Genomic DNA, 16,950 nt, shown 5'->3' with positions numbered 1-16,950 from the left:
TTGCGCCTTGTCTGGAACAATTTTAGCGATCAGCAGTGCCTATTTGTGAATGTGCAACACGCCCTATAAATAAGCAGCACCACAAATTATTGTCGTACTGCCTTAGTGGTCTTACTATCGTTTTTATCGAGTTGACGATCACCGCCGTCTTTATTTTTTAGTTGGACGCTGAAAGTTCTCTTTTTGCGTTTGCCGAGCGCGGCCAAACGCTAAGGCACTAGCATCGACATCCTTGGTAATCACCGAGCCTGCCGCTACAGTCGCTGTATCACCGATGGTAACCGGCGCCACCAAGCTGGCATTGGAGCCGATAAAGGCGTTGTCCTCGATGATGGTTTGTGACTTATTGGCACCATCATAATTACAGGTAATGACACCTGCACCGATATTGACACCTGTCCCGACAGTCGAGTCGCCCACGTAGCTTAAGTGATTGACTTTGCTGCCCTGACCGATGGTGGATTTTTTGATTTCGACAAAATTACCGACTTTGCTCTGGTCTGCTAGTACGCTTTCAGGTCGCAAATGCGCAAAAGGCCCGACATCGACACCAGCGCCAATCTTGGCATGATCAATGACGCAGTAGGGTTTGATATGACAAGCATTGCCGATATGAGCGTTTTTGATGACGCATCCTGCCTCGATATAGACATTGTCGCCTAAGGTACAATCACCCTCAAACACCACGCCAACATCGACAAACACATCTTGACCGGCGCTTAGGGTCCCTCGAATATCGACACGACTAGGATCGGCAAACTGCACGCCAGCTTCTTGTAAGTCGGCGACTAACTTTCCTTGCCACGTGCGCTCTAAGCTGGCGAGCTGCTGACGATTGTTGACGCCTTCAATCTCAAAGGTATGCTCAGGCTCGATCGCAGCGATGGCGATACCATCGGCCACGGCCATCTTGACGATATCTGTCAGATAGTATTCTTGTTGGGCATTGTCATTTGATAGTTTCGGCAAGTATTTATGAAGAAGGGCGTTATCGACGCAGTAAATGCCGCTATTGATCTCTTTGATGGCTTGCTCATCAGCGCTGGCATCTTTTTGCTCAACGATGGCCTCGATATTACCGTTGTTGTCACGTTTGATGCGGCCTAGCCCAAACGGGTTATCTACCGTTAGCGTCAGCATCGACATGCCATCGGTATTGGCCGATTTTAATGCGGTTAACGTCTGGCAACTGACCAATGGTACATCACCATAAAGAATCAGACTTTGACCGTCTTTTGGCAAATCAGACAGCGTGACCTTGACCGCATGCCCGGTCCCTAGCTGCTCAGTTTGCGCTACCCAAGTAAGGGCTGACTGGGCATACTGGGCGGTGATTTCAGCTTTGACTTGCTCGCCGCCAAAACCATGCACGATGATGGTCTCATCGACCGTCAGCTGGTGACAGGTGTCTAAAACGTGAGCGAGTAAAGACTTGCCAGCCAGTGTCTGCAGGACTTTGGGTTTGGCCGACTGCATACGTGTGCCTTTACCCGCTGCTAGGATAATTACCGAAAGAGGAGAAGTCATAATGGCCTACAAATGTAACAAGATGTGATTTGAATTATAACGTAAATGCGTGACCAACCAAACTGCTAAGTCGTGACATCTTTGTAACGTCTTATTTGCAGCGTCACGAAATGTGCTAACGACTCATAGCAGCATCAGTTAGCAAGTGATAATACGCTACTATAAAGAGCAATCCAAACAATTGCCGCCATGATGCCTGCGATGATGTCATCGAGCATGATACCTAAGCCACCGGCGACTTTTTTATCTGCCCAGCCGATCGGTGGTGGCTTGATGATGTCAAAAAAACGAAACAGGATAAAGGCGATAAGAAGCGCGATGAGAGAAGAGGTTTGGCTGATATTTTGCCAAAAACTGCTATCGGCAACGCCCATATAAGACATCGGTAGCAAGGTGAGCCACATACCCGCCCATTCATCCCAGACGATATGCGGGTTGTCGTGACCGCCCATCAGAGTGGAGGTTCTGCCGCATATTGAGTTACCAACGACACAAGACAATACAGTGATTATCAAAAACGGCAAAAAACCGAAACTCATAAGCGGTATCGCGACGAGTAGCCCGCCTACTGTTCCCCATGTGCCAGGGGCACGGCGCGGCAGGCCACTACCGAGACCAATACCGAGCCAATAAACCGCACGATCGAGCGTGCTGGCCGTGGCAGGTAGAGGTGGGCAGTCATTGGCTTGCCGGATATCAGGCTTAGATAGATCATGATCGGTCATGGATTAACCTGCAAAGTGTTGGTAACCCGTCAGCGTGGGCCATGTGGCAAAAGGGGCGGGGTGCGTCGGTGTTACCCGTTGTCCTTGATAATACAGCTCAGCATGCACGTTGGTTGCCGTGTCTGCCTTGGCCAATGTTATCACCTCGCCAATACAAGTCACTGGCGTGTCACTGATATCGTTGACGGGTGGCTCGATATCAGCAGGTAAAGTAAAAGCCAGCTCATAGTCGTCGCCACCTGCCAGCTGGCATAGTAAGCGCTCAGATATATCCACGCTCGCTAACGCTTGGCTGGTTGGCAGCTGCTCTAAATCAAGACGTATGCCAACGCCACTTTGCTCGCAGATATGCCCAAGGTCTTGATACAGACCATCAGAGATATCGATCATCGCTGTGGCGCCCACTTTGGCCAGCGCGGCCCCTAAGGTGATACGCGGCGTCGGCATGTGCAAGCGATGCGCCAGCGCTATACCTTGGCTGCTATCAGGATGCTGCAGCGCATATGCGGCATCCCCAAGCGTGCCTGATACATAGACTTTATCACCGACTTGCGCGCCTGAGCGATAGACGGCTGGTGTATCAGCGGCTAAAAACCCTTGCGCGCTAACGCTTAACACTAAGTTATCGCTGCGCGTGGTATCACCGCCTATCAGGGTCACGCCAAAGAGCTGGCAGGCATGAAACAAACCCTTGGCAAATTCAGTGAGCCAAGTCTCATTTACCAAGCGCTCAGGCAATGCCAGCGCCAACAAAATACTGTGCGCCGCCGCACCCATCGCAACGATATCTGAGACATTGACCGCGACCGCTTTATAGCCAATTTGAAAGGCTAATTGATTTACTTCATCCCAATCGGCGCTAAAATGCCGCCCTTGAACGAGAGTATCAATGCAGCTGACCAAGCGCGCGCCTGTAGGCACGCTCATCACCGCCGCGTCATCACCGATGCCTTTTTCGACGTCCGTTGCCGCGCGTGCTGGCGATATTTGCATCTGTGCAAAGATGCGCTCGATCAGCTCAAATTCATTCATGGTTAGTCTTTACTTTTTTCGTCTGAATTGACAAGGTTTGAGTCCTGTAGCCCAACATCGGCGGCAGTGCTCTCAGCGGTAGGCGTGGCTGCTGCCTCATTATGTTCTTGCGCACTGGCTTTTTTGCTGGCTCTATAATCACTGATATTTGCCTGAGCCTTGTTAGCACGTGGCCGTTTAATGGCTTTATTGGCACTGATACGAGGTTTGCCAGTTGTGGTCGGCGTTTCGCTGGTGTCGTCAGCGTTAGTGACAGCCTTGGTTTCATCAGTAGTTTGCGGCTGCGGCTGTGCGGCGGATGCAGCGGCTTTTTGTGAGCTGCGGCGGTTGGCCTTGATGTCGGCCTGTACTTCGATGTCGCGCAGATCTGTGGCCATTTTATCGAGCACCGCATTGATTAACTTGTGCGCGTCAGTGGCGCCAAAGTGATTGTTGAGCTTCATTGCTTCATCTAGTACCACTTTATAAGGAATCTCTAAGCGGTTTTGCAGCTCGTAGGCACCAATCAATAAAATAGCATGCTCAACGGTGTCTAATTTATCGATATCGCGATCGAGATGCTGGCTGATAAGCGCATCTAATGCCTCGATTTGTTCGGGAATATCGCGCATCATTTCGTGATAGTAGCCGATATGTACCGTATGCATGGCGTTGGTCGCACGGGTGCGCGCGGCGATATCGTGCGGCGCATTGTCTTTCCAGCCAAGCTTACCGTCTTTATCAAAACGGCGGTCGGTGACCAGCCATTCATATAAGCCTTGCATAGCAAAGCGTCTGGCTTTACGCACAGCGGTGTGACTGGTCTTATAAGAAGACTCACTCATATCAAATTTTTGCTCACCTGCACTGCTGCTTGCGAGACGAGTCGCTTCAGCTTGTTGGTCATTGGTTTGTGCGGTTTTTGCAGCGTTGATGGCGCGCTTGAGTTGGTCAGTCATAGGGGGTAAATACCTGAATGTTAAGTGGCTATTTTGAGTAACTGCTTTTATTAACTATTTTTTGATTGACTGTATTTATCAATTATTTAACGACTATTTAATATAGATACCAATAGCGTCAGGGTACAATCAGCTTGATTGTAAAAAATAGCCTGTGATAAGAAAAGCATAGACGTTTGAACTAAAAATGTTAAATAGTAATCGACTGGCAGATGATGACAATCGAGTGTTAAAGCGAAATTGCAGCGCTTTGTCGGCAGTGCCGCGAGCTTTAAGACACTGACGCCACGAGTTTTTAACCCATCAGCGCCAATCAAAAACAGTAAAACAATAAATAATGAATCTATAAAACGACTGCGATATGGTAGATTTAATTGAAAAATGTTATAGCGCTACTGGTATAAATTGTCCTTGCGTGCTGTATACACAGAGGCTGCGAAAAATTCATCCCAGTTATGCCAGCTTTGTTTTCAACTGACTATACTACGCGTCATTATCATTTTCGTAATCATCATCAATATCTAACTGTGATAAAACCGCTAGCATCTCAAGAACGACCATTGCTGCTTCTGAGCCTTTGTTACCCGCTTTGGTGCCTGAGCGCTCAATCGCCTGCTCGATGCTGTCGGTGGTGATGACGCCGTTGGCGACAGGGATATTATAATCAATTGCAACGCTGCTCAGACCCTTGGCTGACTCGCTAGCGACAAAGTCAAAATGTGGCGTGCTACCACGGATGATTGCCCCGAGCGCAATGATGGCATCAAAACGATCTGACTCAGCGGCACGCTGGGCAACGAGTGGTAGCTCAAAGGCACCTGGCACACGAATCACAGTGATGTTGCTGCCCAATACGCCATGACGTAGTAGAGCGTCGATAGCACCGTCGACTAATGATTCAACGACAAACCCATTAAAACGGCCAACGACGATACCGATACGCGCCGCTTCGTTTTGGTGCAAGTTACCATCGATATGGGTAATATCGTTGCGCTGCTGCTGTAAATTTGACATAAAAAATCCTTTGAATAAGTAGTATTATAAGCAAAATTTTTGTACAAAATCTCGATTGTTTTCAATAGTTAACTGACAAAAATAAATAAGTAGCGCTATGATAACATTTTTTGTCAAGGCAGTTGTATTTTACCAAGCTTATAGGCGCATGGGTATGCCTTGTGCTGCCATATAGGCTTTGGCCTCCGATACGGTGTATTCGCCAAAGTGAAAGATACTGGCCGCCAACACCGCATCAACGCCGCCTTCTAAGACGCCTTCGGCCAAATGTTGCAGATTACCCACGCCGCCAGAGGCAATGACAGGAACATTGACACGGCGGGTAATCTCACGCATCAGTGCCAAGTCATAGCCTTTTTTGGTGCCGTCACCGTCCATCGAAGTGACCAATAGCTCGCCTGCGCCAAGATCGGCCATTTTGCTTGCCCAAGCGACGGCATCGATCCCGGTAGGCTTACGCCCGCCATGGGTAAAAATCTCCCAGCGTGGGGTGAGTACGCCATTCGCCTCTACGTCAGCGACACGTTTGGCATCGATAGCGACGACGATACATTGATTGCCAAATTTCTGCGCCGCCTCTCCGACGAACTCAGGCGTGAAAACTGCTGCTGAGTTAATCGCCACCTTGTCCGCGCCAGCATTGAGCAGGTTACGAATATCAGCAATTTTGCGCACGCCGCCGCCCACAGTTAAGGGGACAAACACCGTCTCCGCCATACGCTCGACAGTATGATAAGTAGTATCACGCTCATCACTGGTGGCAGTAATATCCAAAAAGGTAATCTCATCAGCGCCTTGTTCGTTGTAGCGCTGCGCTACTTCGACAGGGTCGCCAGCGTCTTTGATATCGACAAACTGTACGCCTTTGACCACGCGGCCATTGTCCACGTCCAAACAAGGAATGATACGCTTTGCTAACATAGGGTCTTTCACCTTATAATCAATTCAACCATAAGCGCTAGTCTAGCAAAATCGCTGCCATATCAGGCAGGTTTTCACAAGATTATTATGCTATTTATGATGGTTTGCTGATGCGTGGGACGATTATTGTCATTAGCGTCCAGATTTATTCTATTTATCTTCTTATCCAATTGCCAAAGTGAGATGTCATGTCCGTCTATACTCAGTTAACTGATGATCAATTTGCCGCCTTTTGCCAACGTTTTGGCGTGTCATTTGCCCGCGCCATTCCGATTACCCAAGGTATCAAAAACTCTAACTGGTTTATTCAAACGACGGACGATGTCGATGGCGCGCATGCTTATGTGTTTACTTTGTTTGAAGAGCGCCCGCCAGAAGACATCGAAAAAATGGCAGCGATATTAAATCAACTAGATGGCAAGCTGCCGGTCGCTGCCCCGTTGGCACTGGTAGCATTAGGTGCTGATGATAACGCTGATACGAAAAAACGCTATGTCATTCATTATGAGGACAAAGCAATCACCTTGGTGCCGTGCTTGTCTGGCGCGCATCCGCAAGAGACCACGCCTGCGATGTGTCATGAGATCGGCGCGGCGTTAGCGATGCTGCATGAGACCTTGCAAGCGCTACAACCGGCACAAGACTACGGCGTGCCCCTCTATCCGTGGAGCGAGGTGCGCGACCGTGAAATGCAGTTTATGCCCGGCGATGAAGCCAAGCTCATGCGCGATATTTGGCAAGCTTACTCAAATCTACCTCTGACCGACTTACCAAAGGGCTTGTGTCATCTTGATATGTTCGCTGACAATACGCTATGGGACTTGACTAAAGGGCAGGAAAAGCTAACAGGTCTATTAGATTTTACTGAGGTCAGTGTCGAGCACTATGTGATGGATATCGCCATTACCATCAATGATTTTTGTACCACGTGGGGCGATGCTGAGCAAGGCGAGCTGGTACATTTTGATCGTCGTAGGATGGCAGCGTTTTTAGAAGGATATGAGTCAAAACGCCCGCTAAACCGCGATGAAAAACGCGCGTTACCTGTTATGCTTGCCAAAGCGGCGGTGATTTTCTGGCTTTTGCGTCTTAATGTCATTCATTATAACCGTACCGAAGGTCGGACGGGCGACAATATCATGGTGAAAAATCCTGACCTTATGAAGCGTCTGGCCGCTTATCACTGGGCGCATGTCGAAAAAGCGCAAAAGACGGTATTTGTCTTATCAAATGATAAGCGCGACAATCAACTCATGGGTATATTTAGTGATATCACCCACGCTGAGCAAGCGCGTGCCACTTTAAGTAATCGTCGTGACATCAGCATCAAAGAATATACGCTCGATCAATTGGCGTAAGTTTTCTTGCTCAATACTATTTTTTGCATCAAAACCACAGAGGCGACCCTATGACCGATCAAGTTGATAACTGGCACAAACTGGCACGCTATGACACCAATATGCAAGGTGAGCTGCATGCCAATCTACTGCGTAATAACGGTATCACTGTGTCCTTGCAGCCGCTAAGCGCGATGCCAGGGATGAATTCAGGTATTGTGCTGTGGATACAAGATACCGAGCTGGCGCATGCCAAACGTATCTTGGACAATATCGATACCGAAGGCGCGACGCCCTATGAGATGTTTGATGAAGGGGTAGAAAATGGCGCAAGCGCGACTGTACATCCTACAAAAAACGACGACCATAACGACAATCATGATGGTGATCTATAAATGTGCCAGCTTTTAGGAATGAAACGACGACCATAACGACAATCATGATGGTGATCTATAAATGTGCCAGCTTTTAGGAATGAACTGTAATACTCCAACCGATATTGGGTTTAGCTTTGCAGGGTTTCGTCGTCGCGGCGGTATGACGGACAGTCATGAGGACGGTTTTGGTATTGCTTTTTTTGAGCGTAGCGACTGCACCAATAATGGCGAGACGGCAAACGACTCAACAGGGCTACGTTTGTTTCATGACAATCGCCCAAGCCACCTGTCGCCAGTGGCCGATTTGGTCAATAATTATCCGATTAAGGCCATGAATGTCATCGCCCACATTCGCAAAGCCACGCAGGGACAAAACTGTCTGGCAAATACCCATCCTTTCGTGCGTGAGGTCTGGGGTGAGCAGTGGGTATTTGCGCATAATGGTCAGATGAATAAAGCCTTTATCGAGCGCTGTCAGCGGCTACAAGACAATGGTAACGCCGGGCATTGTCAGCCTGTCGGCAGCACCGACTCAGAAATAGCGTTTTGTTATCTGGTCAATCGCTTAAAAAGCACTTTTAAGACCCGTCCTGACGACCAGACGCTGTTTAACTTTTTGACCACGCAGTGCCGTTATTTGTCGGCCAACGGTTTGTTTAATTGTCTAATCTCCAACGGCCGCTGGCAATTGGCGTATGCCGGTAGCTTATTGTTTTATCTGACCCGCCAAGCGCCATTTGGCGAAGCGAAACTGGCGGACGATGACTTGGCGATTAACTTTAGCGATGTCACCACCGATACCGATAAGGTGACGATTTTGGTGACCGTGCCATTGACTGAAAATGAAAAATGGCAACAGTTGGCGGTCAATGAATGTCTGATATTCTCTGAGGGTGAGATTATTTATAAAGACAGCCCAAGCCAGCGTAAGTTTTTGACCATTGACGAAGGGATTGCGGTGGCACGAGCCGTTGGAGCGAGTGTTTAAGATATACCTAAGAGGTTTTTTAGATGGGAAATGTTAAAGACTTTTATGTTTTACGCTACTTCGTAGTCGATGAGGGTGCTAGTTTATTGCCTCCTAAGAAAGTACCTGATATTAAAGGCGAGACTATTTTAGAAGCTTTGTTGTCTAATACTCGCTGGGAGACAAGAGGTACTGAGTTTCAGTTTATTGGATTTTCTAAAGAGCCAATAGATGAAGAGTCATTTTATGTAGGGAAAATCGCTAAACTAAAAAAAGCCCATCTTGGAGTTGAAACTTCAGAAGATATAGTTGACCAAGAAGCAGATGACTGGAAGGCTGTAATATTAATTGTAGATGTTAAAAACCAGTTTATTTTTGCTAGAAAGAACTCAAAATTTGGAGATTTAAGTCATATATGTAACTCTATACAAAAGGGTATAAATAACATAGTTATACCTGAATATAATCATAAGGTTTTTGTTGAGCCATTACCATCTAAAGGAAAATTTTGGGAAGTGGTTGAGAATAGCGAAAAGATATACAAAGTAGAACTAGTGATGATATCTCCTAATATTATGGAGACTAACAAAACAGCTCGTAACGCTCTGAGTGATATGAAAAATTTGTTTAATCAAGATAAGACTAGAATAATAATGGAGAATTCAGAAGGAAAGCTTATTGTTCCGTATGAGCCTATAGATGATTATGTTGACTATATAGAAGAAGGAGAAGGGCGTTGGGAGCTTGTAACAGCTGACAATAAAACTAAAAAGAAAGAAAAATATACAAGTGATGGAACTCCAGAGATACTAGATATTGATGTAGAAGATATAGATAGAGAAAATGAGAAGCTAATGGACAATAGACAAATAGAAATGTACGAAGTTGAAATGTCTAAAAATAACAATTTTTTGAAAAAATTTAAAAGATATATAGAGGGTAAGGTGAGGAAAAATTGAAAATAATCCTAATTATTCTTATTTTGAGTTTACTAATATTAGGTGTTTCTAATATTTTAGGGTTATTTTTGGTTTTTTGTAAAGGGTTTGGTGGTTTACTGGTTTTATACGGTGCAATGACTGCTGCAACAGTCACTATATCATTGTCTCTATATAATCATATAGATAATATAATCAAAGATATACCCGAAAAACTAAAATATAAAGATAAAAATCTATATTATAAAGCTATTGATAGTTTGGAATTACTAAAAACAGAATCTTTATCTAATACTGGGGTCGCTGTATTTAATGTTTGTTTATACCTACTAGTGCAAAATATAAAGGTTTTTTCTTGTGATAATGCAGGATTATTCAGTTATATAAATTTGCTAGTATCGATATTTACATTAATGTCTTTTATTTATTTACTATATGATCTTTTAAATGCATTTAAAGTCTCAAGTAAGTACAGAAGTATTATAAAAAAAGGTTGAATACTCAGCATGTCAATTACATCCACCTCCCACAACATCGTTTAAACTTCTCACCCGAGCCGCAAATACACGGCTGTTTCTGTGTGACAGTCATAGGAACGGTCGGGTCGAGAAAATACCAACGCGCATCATGATGGGCTTTACTTACTACCTTTACAAAGGCCGACAACTCGTGATGCGCTTGCAAGCCATTAGGCGTTCTAAAATAAGCTTTGAATTCAACCTGCGCGTGTCGTTTGCCAGGATTTGCTCTGTGTTCTACAATTTCTAATCCTGCCCAATCGGTCTTAATGGCCCATTCCTCAATTGCTGTCACATCAAGTAAGCTTTGCTGCGCGGGTAGTGTGGTTTTGACGATGTATTCTGGCTTGATAAGCACAAAAGCGCTATAACGCGTGCGCATCAGACGCTCCGCCGTTTCTGCCTGTACGCCGTCAGTTTTATCCGCTTCTTTATTTAAAACGCTGTCATGATAAGGCTGACAGCAGTCTTTATAAAGTAGGGGCGCGGTGGTGGTTTCTGACGCAGGGTTGATTTGGCAAGGGCAGGTTTGGAGGGCGGCAGAAGTCGACATAGTGTACTCTCATTATTTATCATTTTTTGCTGGTAGTGGCGGTAGCTTAAGCTTTGCCCAAGCTGCAGGATCACTGACCTGCTGCCAAAAGGTGTCAAACGGCGGCGCTATATATAACAATAACGCCAAAATAACGTATAGCAGCAAATACCACCATTTGTCTTTATGCTGATAAAACTTCATCGCCGTACCCGATGAGCGCTTCATTTTCATATTGGACAAATTGACGCTATACAACTCATCTAGAGCCAAATGCACCATCGCGCCACCAAATAAAAACAGACCATAAAACCAACTGGTTGTCAGCGGTAGATGCAGACCATAATAGCTTAGACAGGTTAACCCCAGTCCAAGTATCGCCATATAAGGCACAGAGTGGATAACGCCGCGATGTACGGTCATGGTGGTAAAAATATGAAAGATCACATAACGCATAAAACCATAACCCGCCAGCCATAATGCGATCAATGCGAGCAAGCTCAAATCACTACGCCAATGCATGACCAAGCCAAAGGCAAAGACAAACGAGGTAATATTAAAACCCAGCTTAATCGGTGTTGAATTATCTGAATCCAAATCTGGTAGCAATCCACCAATGGTACCAAGCGCCACGCATACTAAAAACCCTGAATCATCAATCAATCCAGCTTTATAAACCGTCAAACTCAGGGTGCCGCTGATCATAAAAGCGACATTTAAGTGGGTATTAAAATTTGCCATAAAAACTCATCAATAAATAGCGCGCGAACACAACGTTTCGAGCTGCCCGTCTAGCCGTAAAAAAGCGCACCATGATACCATAAGCCGCCCATCGCCCATGAGAGATAGTTTGATATGACTGCCAGTAACCTGCCTCCTTTGCATCGTTTAGATGCGCGTTTTGACAAGCCTTTACCAAACGATTCGTCTATACAGGCGTCAGCCGTAGCGGCAAGTAGACTTGATGACAGCTTCGCCCAGATTGACTGGCGTGCGCCGTGGCTTGGTCATGTGCAGCAGTTAGATGCCATTAGTCAAGCCATCACTCGGCTTAGTGCGGCGAGTAACTGGAGCATGGAGCGCGCTGATACTCAAAGCTCTGCTCCTGAGACTCAGGCCCTTGATATCAGCCTTACCCAAAACACGCCAGACATCATCGCGAAAGTATTAAATACCGCATTACATCAGCAGGCAGCCGACGTGCAGCAGCAACTGCCGCACACCAAGCCTGCATATAACCATAAGGCGCAGACTTTACAGTTTGTCTCGCAAGATGCGTTGCCAGAGGGCGAGGCTTACGAAAGTTTTATCGGCAGTACGGGCAATATCCCGACGCGTGATAACTTACACGACTTATTTAACGGCAGTATTTGGCTGACTTTTCCTAAGACCAAAGCCCTGCTAAACCACTATCATATGCTTGAGATTGAGCAGCAAGGGGTCGGTGCCAGTCGAGGGCGGGTGCGCGATACCATCACTGTGTTTGATGAAAACGGCGCGGTATTGGTTACCGCCAGTCCTAGTATTGGCGAGGCGTTGATTGGCTTTGACTGGCAGGGCAGCTTGGTACAGCCGCGCACGCAGTGGGATGACCCTATAAGTCCTAGTCCAAACGCGCAAGCGGCGGTCTATATCTTTGGTCATGCCCTCCTTGAGCAATTGATAGCGCCGCGTAAGCCCTTGTGCGCGCATAGTGTGGTCATCAGCGTCAACCAAGATTTCTTTGCCTTGTCAACGCAGCAGCGCATCGCCTTTTTGGATAATAAATTGGCTGATTATATGAATGAATTATTATCAAAGGACGCAGTCACACCGCGTCATTTATCGCCATTGCCCATTTTAGGTGTGCCGCATTTTTGGGCCGAGAATGAAGATTCTCATTTTTATGATGATACATTTGTGTTTCGTAGTGGTCGCCGTAAAAAATAATAAAAATGGATTTTTCTAGCCCATATTAATAAAGCGCTAACACATTGTTACAGTTACGATTGTGCCACGATTTGACTACGTCCAGACGTTAACAAAGCATTATATATTTGTTATGGTAAAAACAAGTTGATGTCAGGTCTTACAAGCACTTTTACAGCTTGGGGTGATAAAAACATATATCTTAGGATTTTGTCTTACATGGTTTTGTAATAATGAATGTTTTTAGTGCCTACTTTGACACAGTATTTCTTTAATAAACCACCATTTATTGAGCCACCAATATCCACATAAATGCTAACTTGTAATTGGCCATTTATGTTTAGGATTTATAACAACGATAAGGAAGCTACCATGAGTGATATCTTTAATGTAAAAGACACCATTTCGGTCAATGGCAAGGAGCACGCCTATTATAGCTTGCCCAAACTTGCCCAGACTTACGACAATATCAATACGCTACCATACTGTATGAAAGTCGTACTAGAAAACCTATTGCGTAACGAAGATGATGGTCAGTCTGTCGGCAAAAACCACATCGAAGCAGTGGCCAACTGGGACGCTGGCGCTGAGGCGTCCAAAGAGATTGCCTTTATGCCGGCACGTGTGGTGCTGCAAGATTTCACCGGCGTGCCATCAGTCGTCGATCTGGCAGCGATGCGCGATGCGGTAGTAGAGCTGGGCGGTCGTGCTGAGCAAATCAACCCCTTTATCCCCAGTGAGCTGGTCGTTGACCACTCGGTACAAGTGGATGCTTATGGCCGCGAAGATGCGCTGGATCTCAACGAAAAGATTGAGTTTAAGCGTAATAATGAGCGTTATGAGTTTCTCCATTGGGGCCGAAATGCCTTTGAGAACTTTGTCGTTGTCCCGCCAGCGACGGGTATCGTGCACCAAGTCAACCTTGAGTATCTTGCGCGCGTGGTCATGGCAGCAGAGGTCGATGGCGAGCTGACCGCCTATCCTGACACGGTGTTTGGTACCGACAGTCACACGACGATGATTAATGGTATCGGTGTGCTTGGTTGGGGCGTTGGCGGTATTGAGGCCGAAGCGGCGATGCTCGGTCAGCCGTCTTCGATGCTGATTCCGCAAGTGGTTGGTTTTGAGCTGACAGGCAAACTCAGTGAAGGCGTCACCGCGACGGATCTCGTCTTGCGTGTGGTCGAGATGCTACGAGCACATGGCGTAGTTGGTAAGTTTGTCGAATTCTACGGTGAAGGCTTGCATCAAATGCCATTAGCGGATCGGGCAACGATTGCCAATATGTCGCCAGAATACGGCGCGACTTGTGGTATTTTCCCGATTGACCAAATGGCGATTGACTATCTGCGTCTATCAGGCCGTGACGAAGCGCAAATTGAGCTGGTCGAAAAATATGCCAAGGCACAGGGCTTATGGCATGATGCCGATACGCCAGCGGCGACTTACTCAAGTAAGCTAGAGCTTGATCTGTCCTCTGTCCAGCCAGCACTGGCAGGCCCTAATCTGCCGCAGCAGCGTATCAACTTATCTGATATGCACGAAAAATTCGGCGAAACGCTACAAAAAATGACCAAAGATCGCAAGTCAGAAGTCGAAGGCAAAGTACGCTTTGACCAAGAAGGCGGCGAGCAAGAGCAAGCGGAACACTTGGCAGCTGAACCCAACATCGACGTTGATACCGAAACTGACGATAGCAAAGGCTACCAGCCAGCCAATAACGTGTTCTCTAACATCAGTATCGATGATAAAGAGCATAAGCTGCGCGATGGTTCCGTCGTGATTGCAGCGATTACTTCTTGTACTAACACCTCGAACCCTGCGGTTATGATTGGTGCTGGATTGGTCGCCAAAAAGGCCGCTGCCAAAGGTCTAAAAGCCAAGCCTTGGGTCAAGACCTCACTGGCGCCCGGCTCAAAAGTAGTCACCGATTATCTTGAAAAAACCAAGCTGATGGATGAGCTCGAAAAAACAGGCTTTTATTTGGTCGGTTACGGTTGTACCACGTGTATCGGTAATTCAGGTCCGCTTCCTGATGTGATCGAAAAAGGCATCGAAGAGAACGATTTAGTGGCAGCTGCAGTACTCTCGGGTAATCGTAACTTCGAAGGTCGTATTCACTCACACGTCAAGGCCAGCTACCTGGCATCGCCGCCATTGGTTGTCGCTTATGCCTTAGCAGGTACAGTCGATATTGACTTGACTACCCACCCACTCGGTCAAGATCAAGACGGCAACGATGTGTACTTAAAAGACATTTGGCCAACGTCAGATGAGATCAACGAGCTGATTGCCAATAATATCGATGCTGATATGTTCCGTAAAAACTATGGTGAAGTGTTCGATGGTAGTAAAGAATGGAACGCGATTAGCTCAGCCGATAGCCAGCTATATCCATGGGATGAAGGCTCAACGTACATCAAAAACCCACCGTTCTTTGATGGTATGACCATGGAGCCAGAAGGTATCCCTGATATCGAAGGTGCGCGTATCTTAGGTCTGTTTGGTGACTCAATCACCACTGACCATATCTCGCCTGCGGGCAATATTGATCCAAATTCACCAGCAGGTAAGTACCTGCAAGAGCGCGGTGTGATGGAAGCGGACTTCAACAGTTATGGCTCACGCCGTGGTAATGATGCAGTCATGACTCGTGGTACCTTTGCCAATATCCGTATCAAAAACCAAATGATGGGCGGCAAAGAAGGCGGTTATACCTATTACTTCAAAGATGACAAGTCGACGCTACAAGATGGCGAAGAAATGGCTATCTATGATGCAGCGATGAAGTATAAAGAAGATAAGCGTCCACTCGTCGTCCTCGGCGGGGCGGAGTATGGCTCAGGCTCTAGCCGTGACTGGGCAGCGAAGGGTACGATTTTGCTTGGTGTCAAAGCGGTACTGACTACCTCATTCGAGCGTATTCACCGCTCAAACCTCGTCGGTATGGGCGTGCTGCCATTGACTTTCAAAGATGGCGAAAACGCTCAAACCTACAAGCTCGATGGCTCTGAAGTGCTGAGCATCACTGGCCTAAACAATGGCGAGAGCAAAACCGCTCAAGTCACTGCCACCCGCGCCGACGGCTCGACTGAAACCTTTGAGGTCAATGTCGGCCTGCAGACACCAAAAGAGCGCGAATACGTACGTCATGGCGGCGTACTGCACTATGTATTGCGTCAGCTCGCAAGTGACAGTAAAAACGCTGCGTAATGGTTGATTAGCTTTTAAATAATACAAAGCCCAATTCCAGTAAAGTCTGGGATTGGGCTTTTTTTATGAGTAGTTAGATTTTATACAAATCAGCTTATTTAATCATTATTTGTAGCTTTTTTACCCCTTCTCAGTAAGCAACTTAACTCCCAAACCAATAAACACCACGCCGCTTATTTTATTTAAAAGAACTTCGATAGCTGGGTTTTTTCTCAAGTTGGCACTAAACTTTGAGGCCAGTAAGGCAAGGCACGAACACCATACAAAGCCCGTCAGCGCAAAACTCAATCCTAAGATCAGAAATGACAAGGCGCTATGAGCATAGCTAGGATCGATAAACTGCGGAAAAAATGCAAGGAAGAATAGCGCGACTTTTGGGTTAAAGACATTGGTTAATACGCCCTGTTTGTATATTTGCCAGTGCGCGATAGAGTTGGCAGGTACCGATGGGCTACTTTTTGGTAAATGATTTGCCAGTAAAGAAGGCTGCTTGCTCATCAGCATTTTTATACCCAGATAGCACAAGTAGCTGGCACCGATATATTTTACAATCGTAAAGGCCAGAGGCGAGTTGATCAAAATGATCGATAGACCCAATGCGGCGAATACCGTGTGTACCAAGATGCCTGAGATGATACCGAGGACAGAATAAAACCCTGCTGCGCTGCCATGCGAGACGCTGCGGGTAATGATATACATCGTATCGGTGCCTGGAGTGAGGTTTAGCAAAATCGCCGCCAAGACAAAGCCCAGATAGTTTTCGATACCGAACATGGTTCATACTTCCTTGTGATAGCAATAATAGGGGAGTGTTTTATTTATCGTTTATTTCGTAGTTTACCTGGTATCGGTCGTCATGAGCAGCTCATATCGATGGTTTTTATAAATGACAAACGAAAAAAATCCCAGTCACCGGATGATGACTGGGATTTTTTAGTGTTCGCTTATTAGTCTAACCTGATGCTAAGCAAAAGTGCTAATAAGTGACGCCGAATAGTGGCGT

16 protein-coding genes are annotated in these 16,950 nt (G+C 46.5%); 7 read left to right on the top strand and 9 right to left on the bottom strand.

Features of this window, described 5'->3' with window-relative positions:
- Positions 1-150: 150 nt before the first annotated feature.
- The 6 genes from glmU to hisF all read right to left on the bottom strand — a co-directional run bounded on the left by glmU (position 151) and on the right by hisF (position 6,157).
- Entirely contained in the window at positions 151-1,527 is a 1,377-nt protein-coding gene (gene glmU, locus NK638_RS08680) for a bifunctional UDP-N-acetylglucosamine diphosphorylase/glucosamine-1-phosphate N-acetyltransferase GlmU (RefSeq protein WP_274632696.1), read from the bottom strand.
- A gap of 134 nt (positions 1,528-1,661) precedes the next feature.
- Positions 1,662-2,252 (bottom strand): phosphatidylglycerophosphatase A family protein, encoded by a 591-nt coding sequence (locus tag NK638_RS08675; protein ID WP_274632695.1) that lies wholly within the window; start codon positions 2,250-2,252, stop codon positions 1,662-1,664.
- Positions 2,253-2,255: 3 nt separating this feature from the next.
- A complete protein-coding gene (thiL, locus tag NK638_RS08670; RefSeq protein WP_274632694.1) occupies positions 2,256-3,284 on the bottom strand; it encodes a thiamine-phosphate kinase in 1,029 nt (342 codons plus the stop codon).
- Between the two features lie 2 nt (positions 3,285-3,286).
- Positions 3,287-4,222, bottom strand: a complete 936-nt coding sequence (gene nusB, locus NK638_RS08665; protein ID WP_274632693.1) for a transcription antitermination factor NusB — start codon at positions 4,220-4,222, stop codon at positions 3,287-3,289.
- Between the two features lie 483 nt (positions 4,223-4,705).
- Complete coding sequence (ribH, locus tag NK638_RS08660) at positions 4,706-5,236, bottom strand: 6,7-dimethyl-8-ribityllumazine synthase (RefSeq protein ID WP_274632692.1); 531 nt, start codon at positions 5,234-5,236, stop codon at positions 4,706-4,708.
- 138 nt (positions 5,237-5,374) lie between these two features.
- Positions 5,375-6,157 (bottom strand): imidazole glycerol phosphate synthase subunit HisF, encoded by a 783-nt coding sequence (gene hisF, locus NK638_RS08655; protein WP_274632691.1) that lies wholly within the window; start codon positions 6,155-6,157, stop codon positions 5,375-5,377.
- A 188-nt stretch (positions 6,158-6,345) separates the two neighbouring features.
- Between hisF and NK638_RS08650 the strand changes: the two genes are divergently transcribed.
- The 5 genes from NK638_RS08650 to NK638_RS08630 all read left to right on the top strand — a co-directional run bounded on the left by NK638_RS08650 (position 6,346) and on the right by NK638_RS08630 (position 10,273).
- Positions 6,346-7,515 carry a homoserine kinase gene (locus tag NK638_RS08650; protein ID WP_274632690.1) on the top strand — a complete coding sequence of 390 codons (1,170 nt, stop codon included), beginning with the start codon at positions 6,346-6,348 and terminating at the stop codon, positions 7,513-7,515.
- A gap of 50 nt (positions 7,516-7,565) precedes the next feature.
- On the top strand, positions 7,566-7,889 hold the full coding sequence (locus NK638_RS08645; RefSeq protein WP_274632689.1) for a hypothetical protein: 324 nt from the start codon (positions 7,566-7,568) through the stop codon (positions 7,887-7,889).
- Positions 7,890-7,950: 61 nt separating this feature from the next.
- Entirely contained in the window at positions 7,951-8,859 is a 909-nt protein-coding gene (locus NK638_RS08640) for a class II glutamine amidotransferase (RefSeq protein ID WP_274632688.1), read from the top strand.
- Positions 8,860-8,882: 23 nt separating this feature from the next.
- Complete coding sequence (locus NK638_RS08635; RefSeq protein ID WP_274632687.1) at positions 8,883-9,797, top strand: hypothetical protein; 915 nt, start codon at positions 8,883-8,885, stop codon at positions 9,795-9,797.
- Positions 9,794-10,273: a hypothetical protein gene (locus NK638_RS08630; protein ID WP_274632686.1), complete on the top strand. Its 480-nt coding sequence runs from the start codon at positions 9,794-9,796 to the stop codon at positions 10,271-10,273. The genes NK638_RS08635 and NK638_RS08630 overlap by 4 nt, the downstream gene beginning before the upstream one ends.
- Before the next feature lie 16 nt (positions 10,274-10,289).
- On the opposite strand, the gene NK638_RS08625 is transcribed toward NK638_RS08630, so the two are convergent.
- Together NK638_RS08625 and NK638_RS08620 are read right to left on the bottom strand one after the other, a co-directional pair.
- A complete protein-coding gene (locus NK638_RS08625) occupies positions 10,290-10,847 on the bottom strand; it encodes a YchJ family protein (protein ID WP_274632685.1) in 558 nt (185 codons plus the stop codon).
- Positions 10,848-10,859: 12 nt separating this feature from the next.
- On the bottom strand, positions 10,860-11,567 hold the full coding sequence (locus NK638_RS08620; RefSeq protein ID WP_274632684.1) for a metal-dependent hydrolase: 708 nt from the start codon (positions 11,565-11,567) through the stop codon (positions 10,860-10,862).
- A 114-nt stretch (positions 11,568-11,681) separates the two neighbouring features.
- Here NK638_RS08620 and NK638_RS08615 point away from each other — a divergent pair, with 114 nt between their 5' ends.
- Both NK638_RS08615 and acnA read left to right on the top strand, forming a co-directional pair.
- Positions 11,682-12,755, top strand: a complete 1,074-nt coding sequence (locus NK638_RS08615) for a DUF3025 domain-containing protein (protein WP_274632683.1) — start codon at positions 11,682-11,684, stop codon at positions 12,753-12,755.
- Positions 12,756-13,106: 351 nt separating this feature from the next.
- On the top strand, positions 13,107-15,947 hold the full coding sequence (gene acnA / locus NK638_RS08610; protein ID WP_274632682.1) for an aconitate hydratase AcnA: 2,841 nt from the start codon (positions 13,107-13,109) through the stop codon (positions 15,945-15,947).
- A gap of 120 nt (positions 15,948-16,067) precedes the next feature.
- Here the strand turns inward: acnA and NK638_RS08605 are convergent, their stop codons facing one another.
- The gene (locus tag NK638_RS08605; protein WP_274632681.1) at positions 16,068-16,721 is read right to left on the bottom strand and encodes a LysE family translocator; all 654 of its coding nucleotides are present in this window, start codon (positions 16,719-16,721) and stop codon (positions 16,068-16,070) included.
- Between the last annotated feature and the right edge of the window lie 229 nt (positions 16,722-16,950).

This window comes from Psychrobacter sp. A3 (assembly GCF_028823565.1).
Lineage (GTDB): Bacteria > Pseudomonadota > Gammaproteobacteria > Pseudomonadales > Moraxellaceae > Psychrobacter > Psychrobacter celer.
This window is presented reverse-complemented; position numbering and strand designations above follow the sequence as displayed.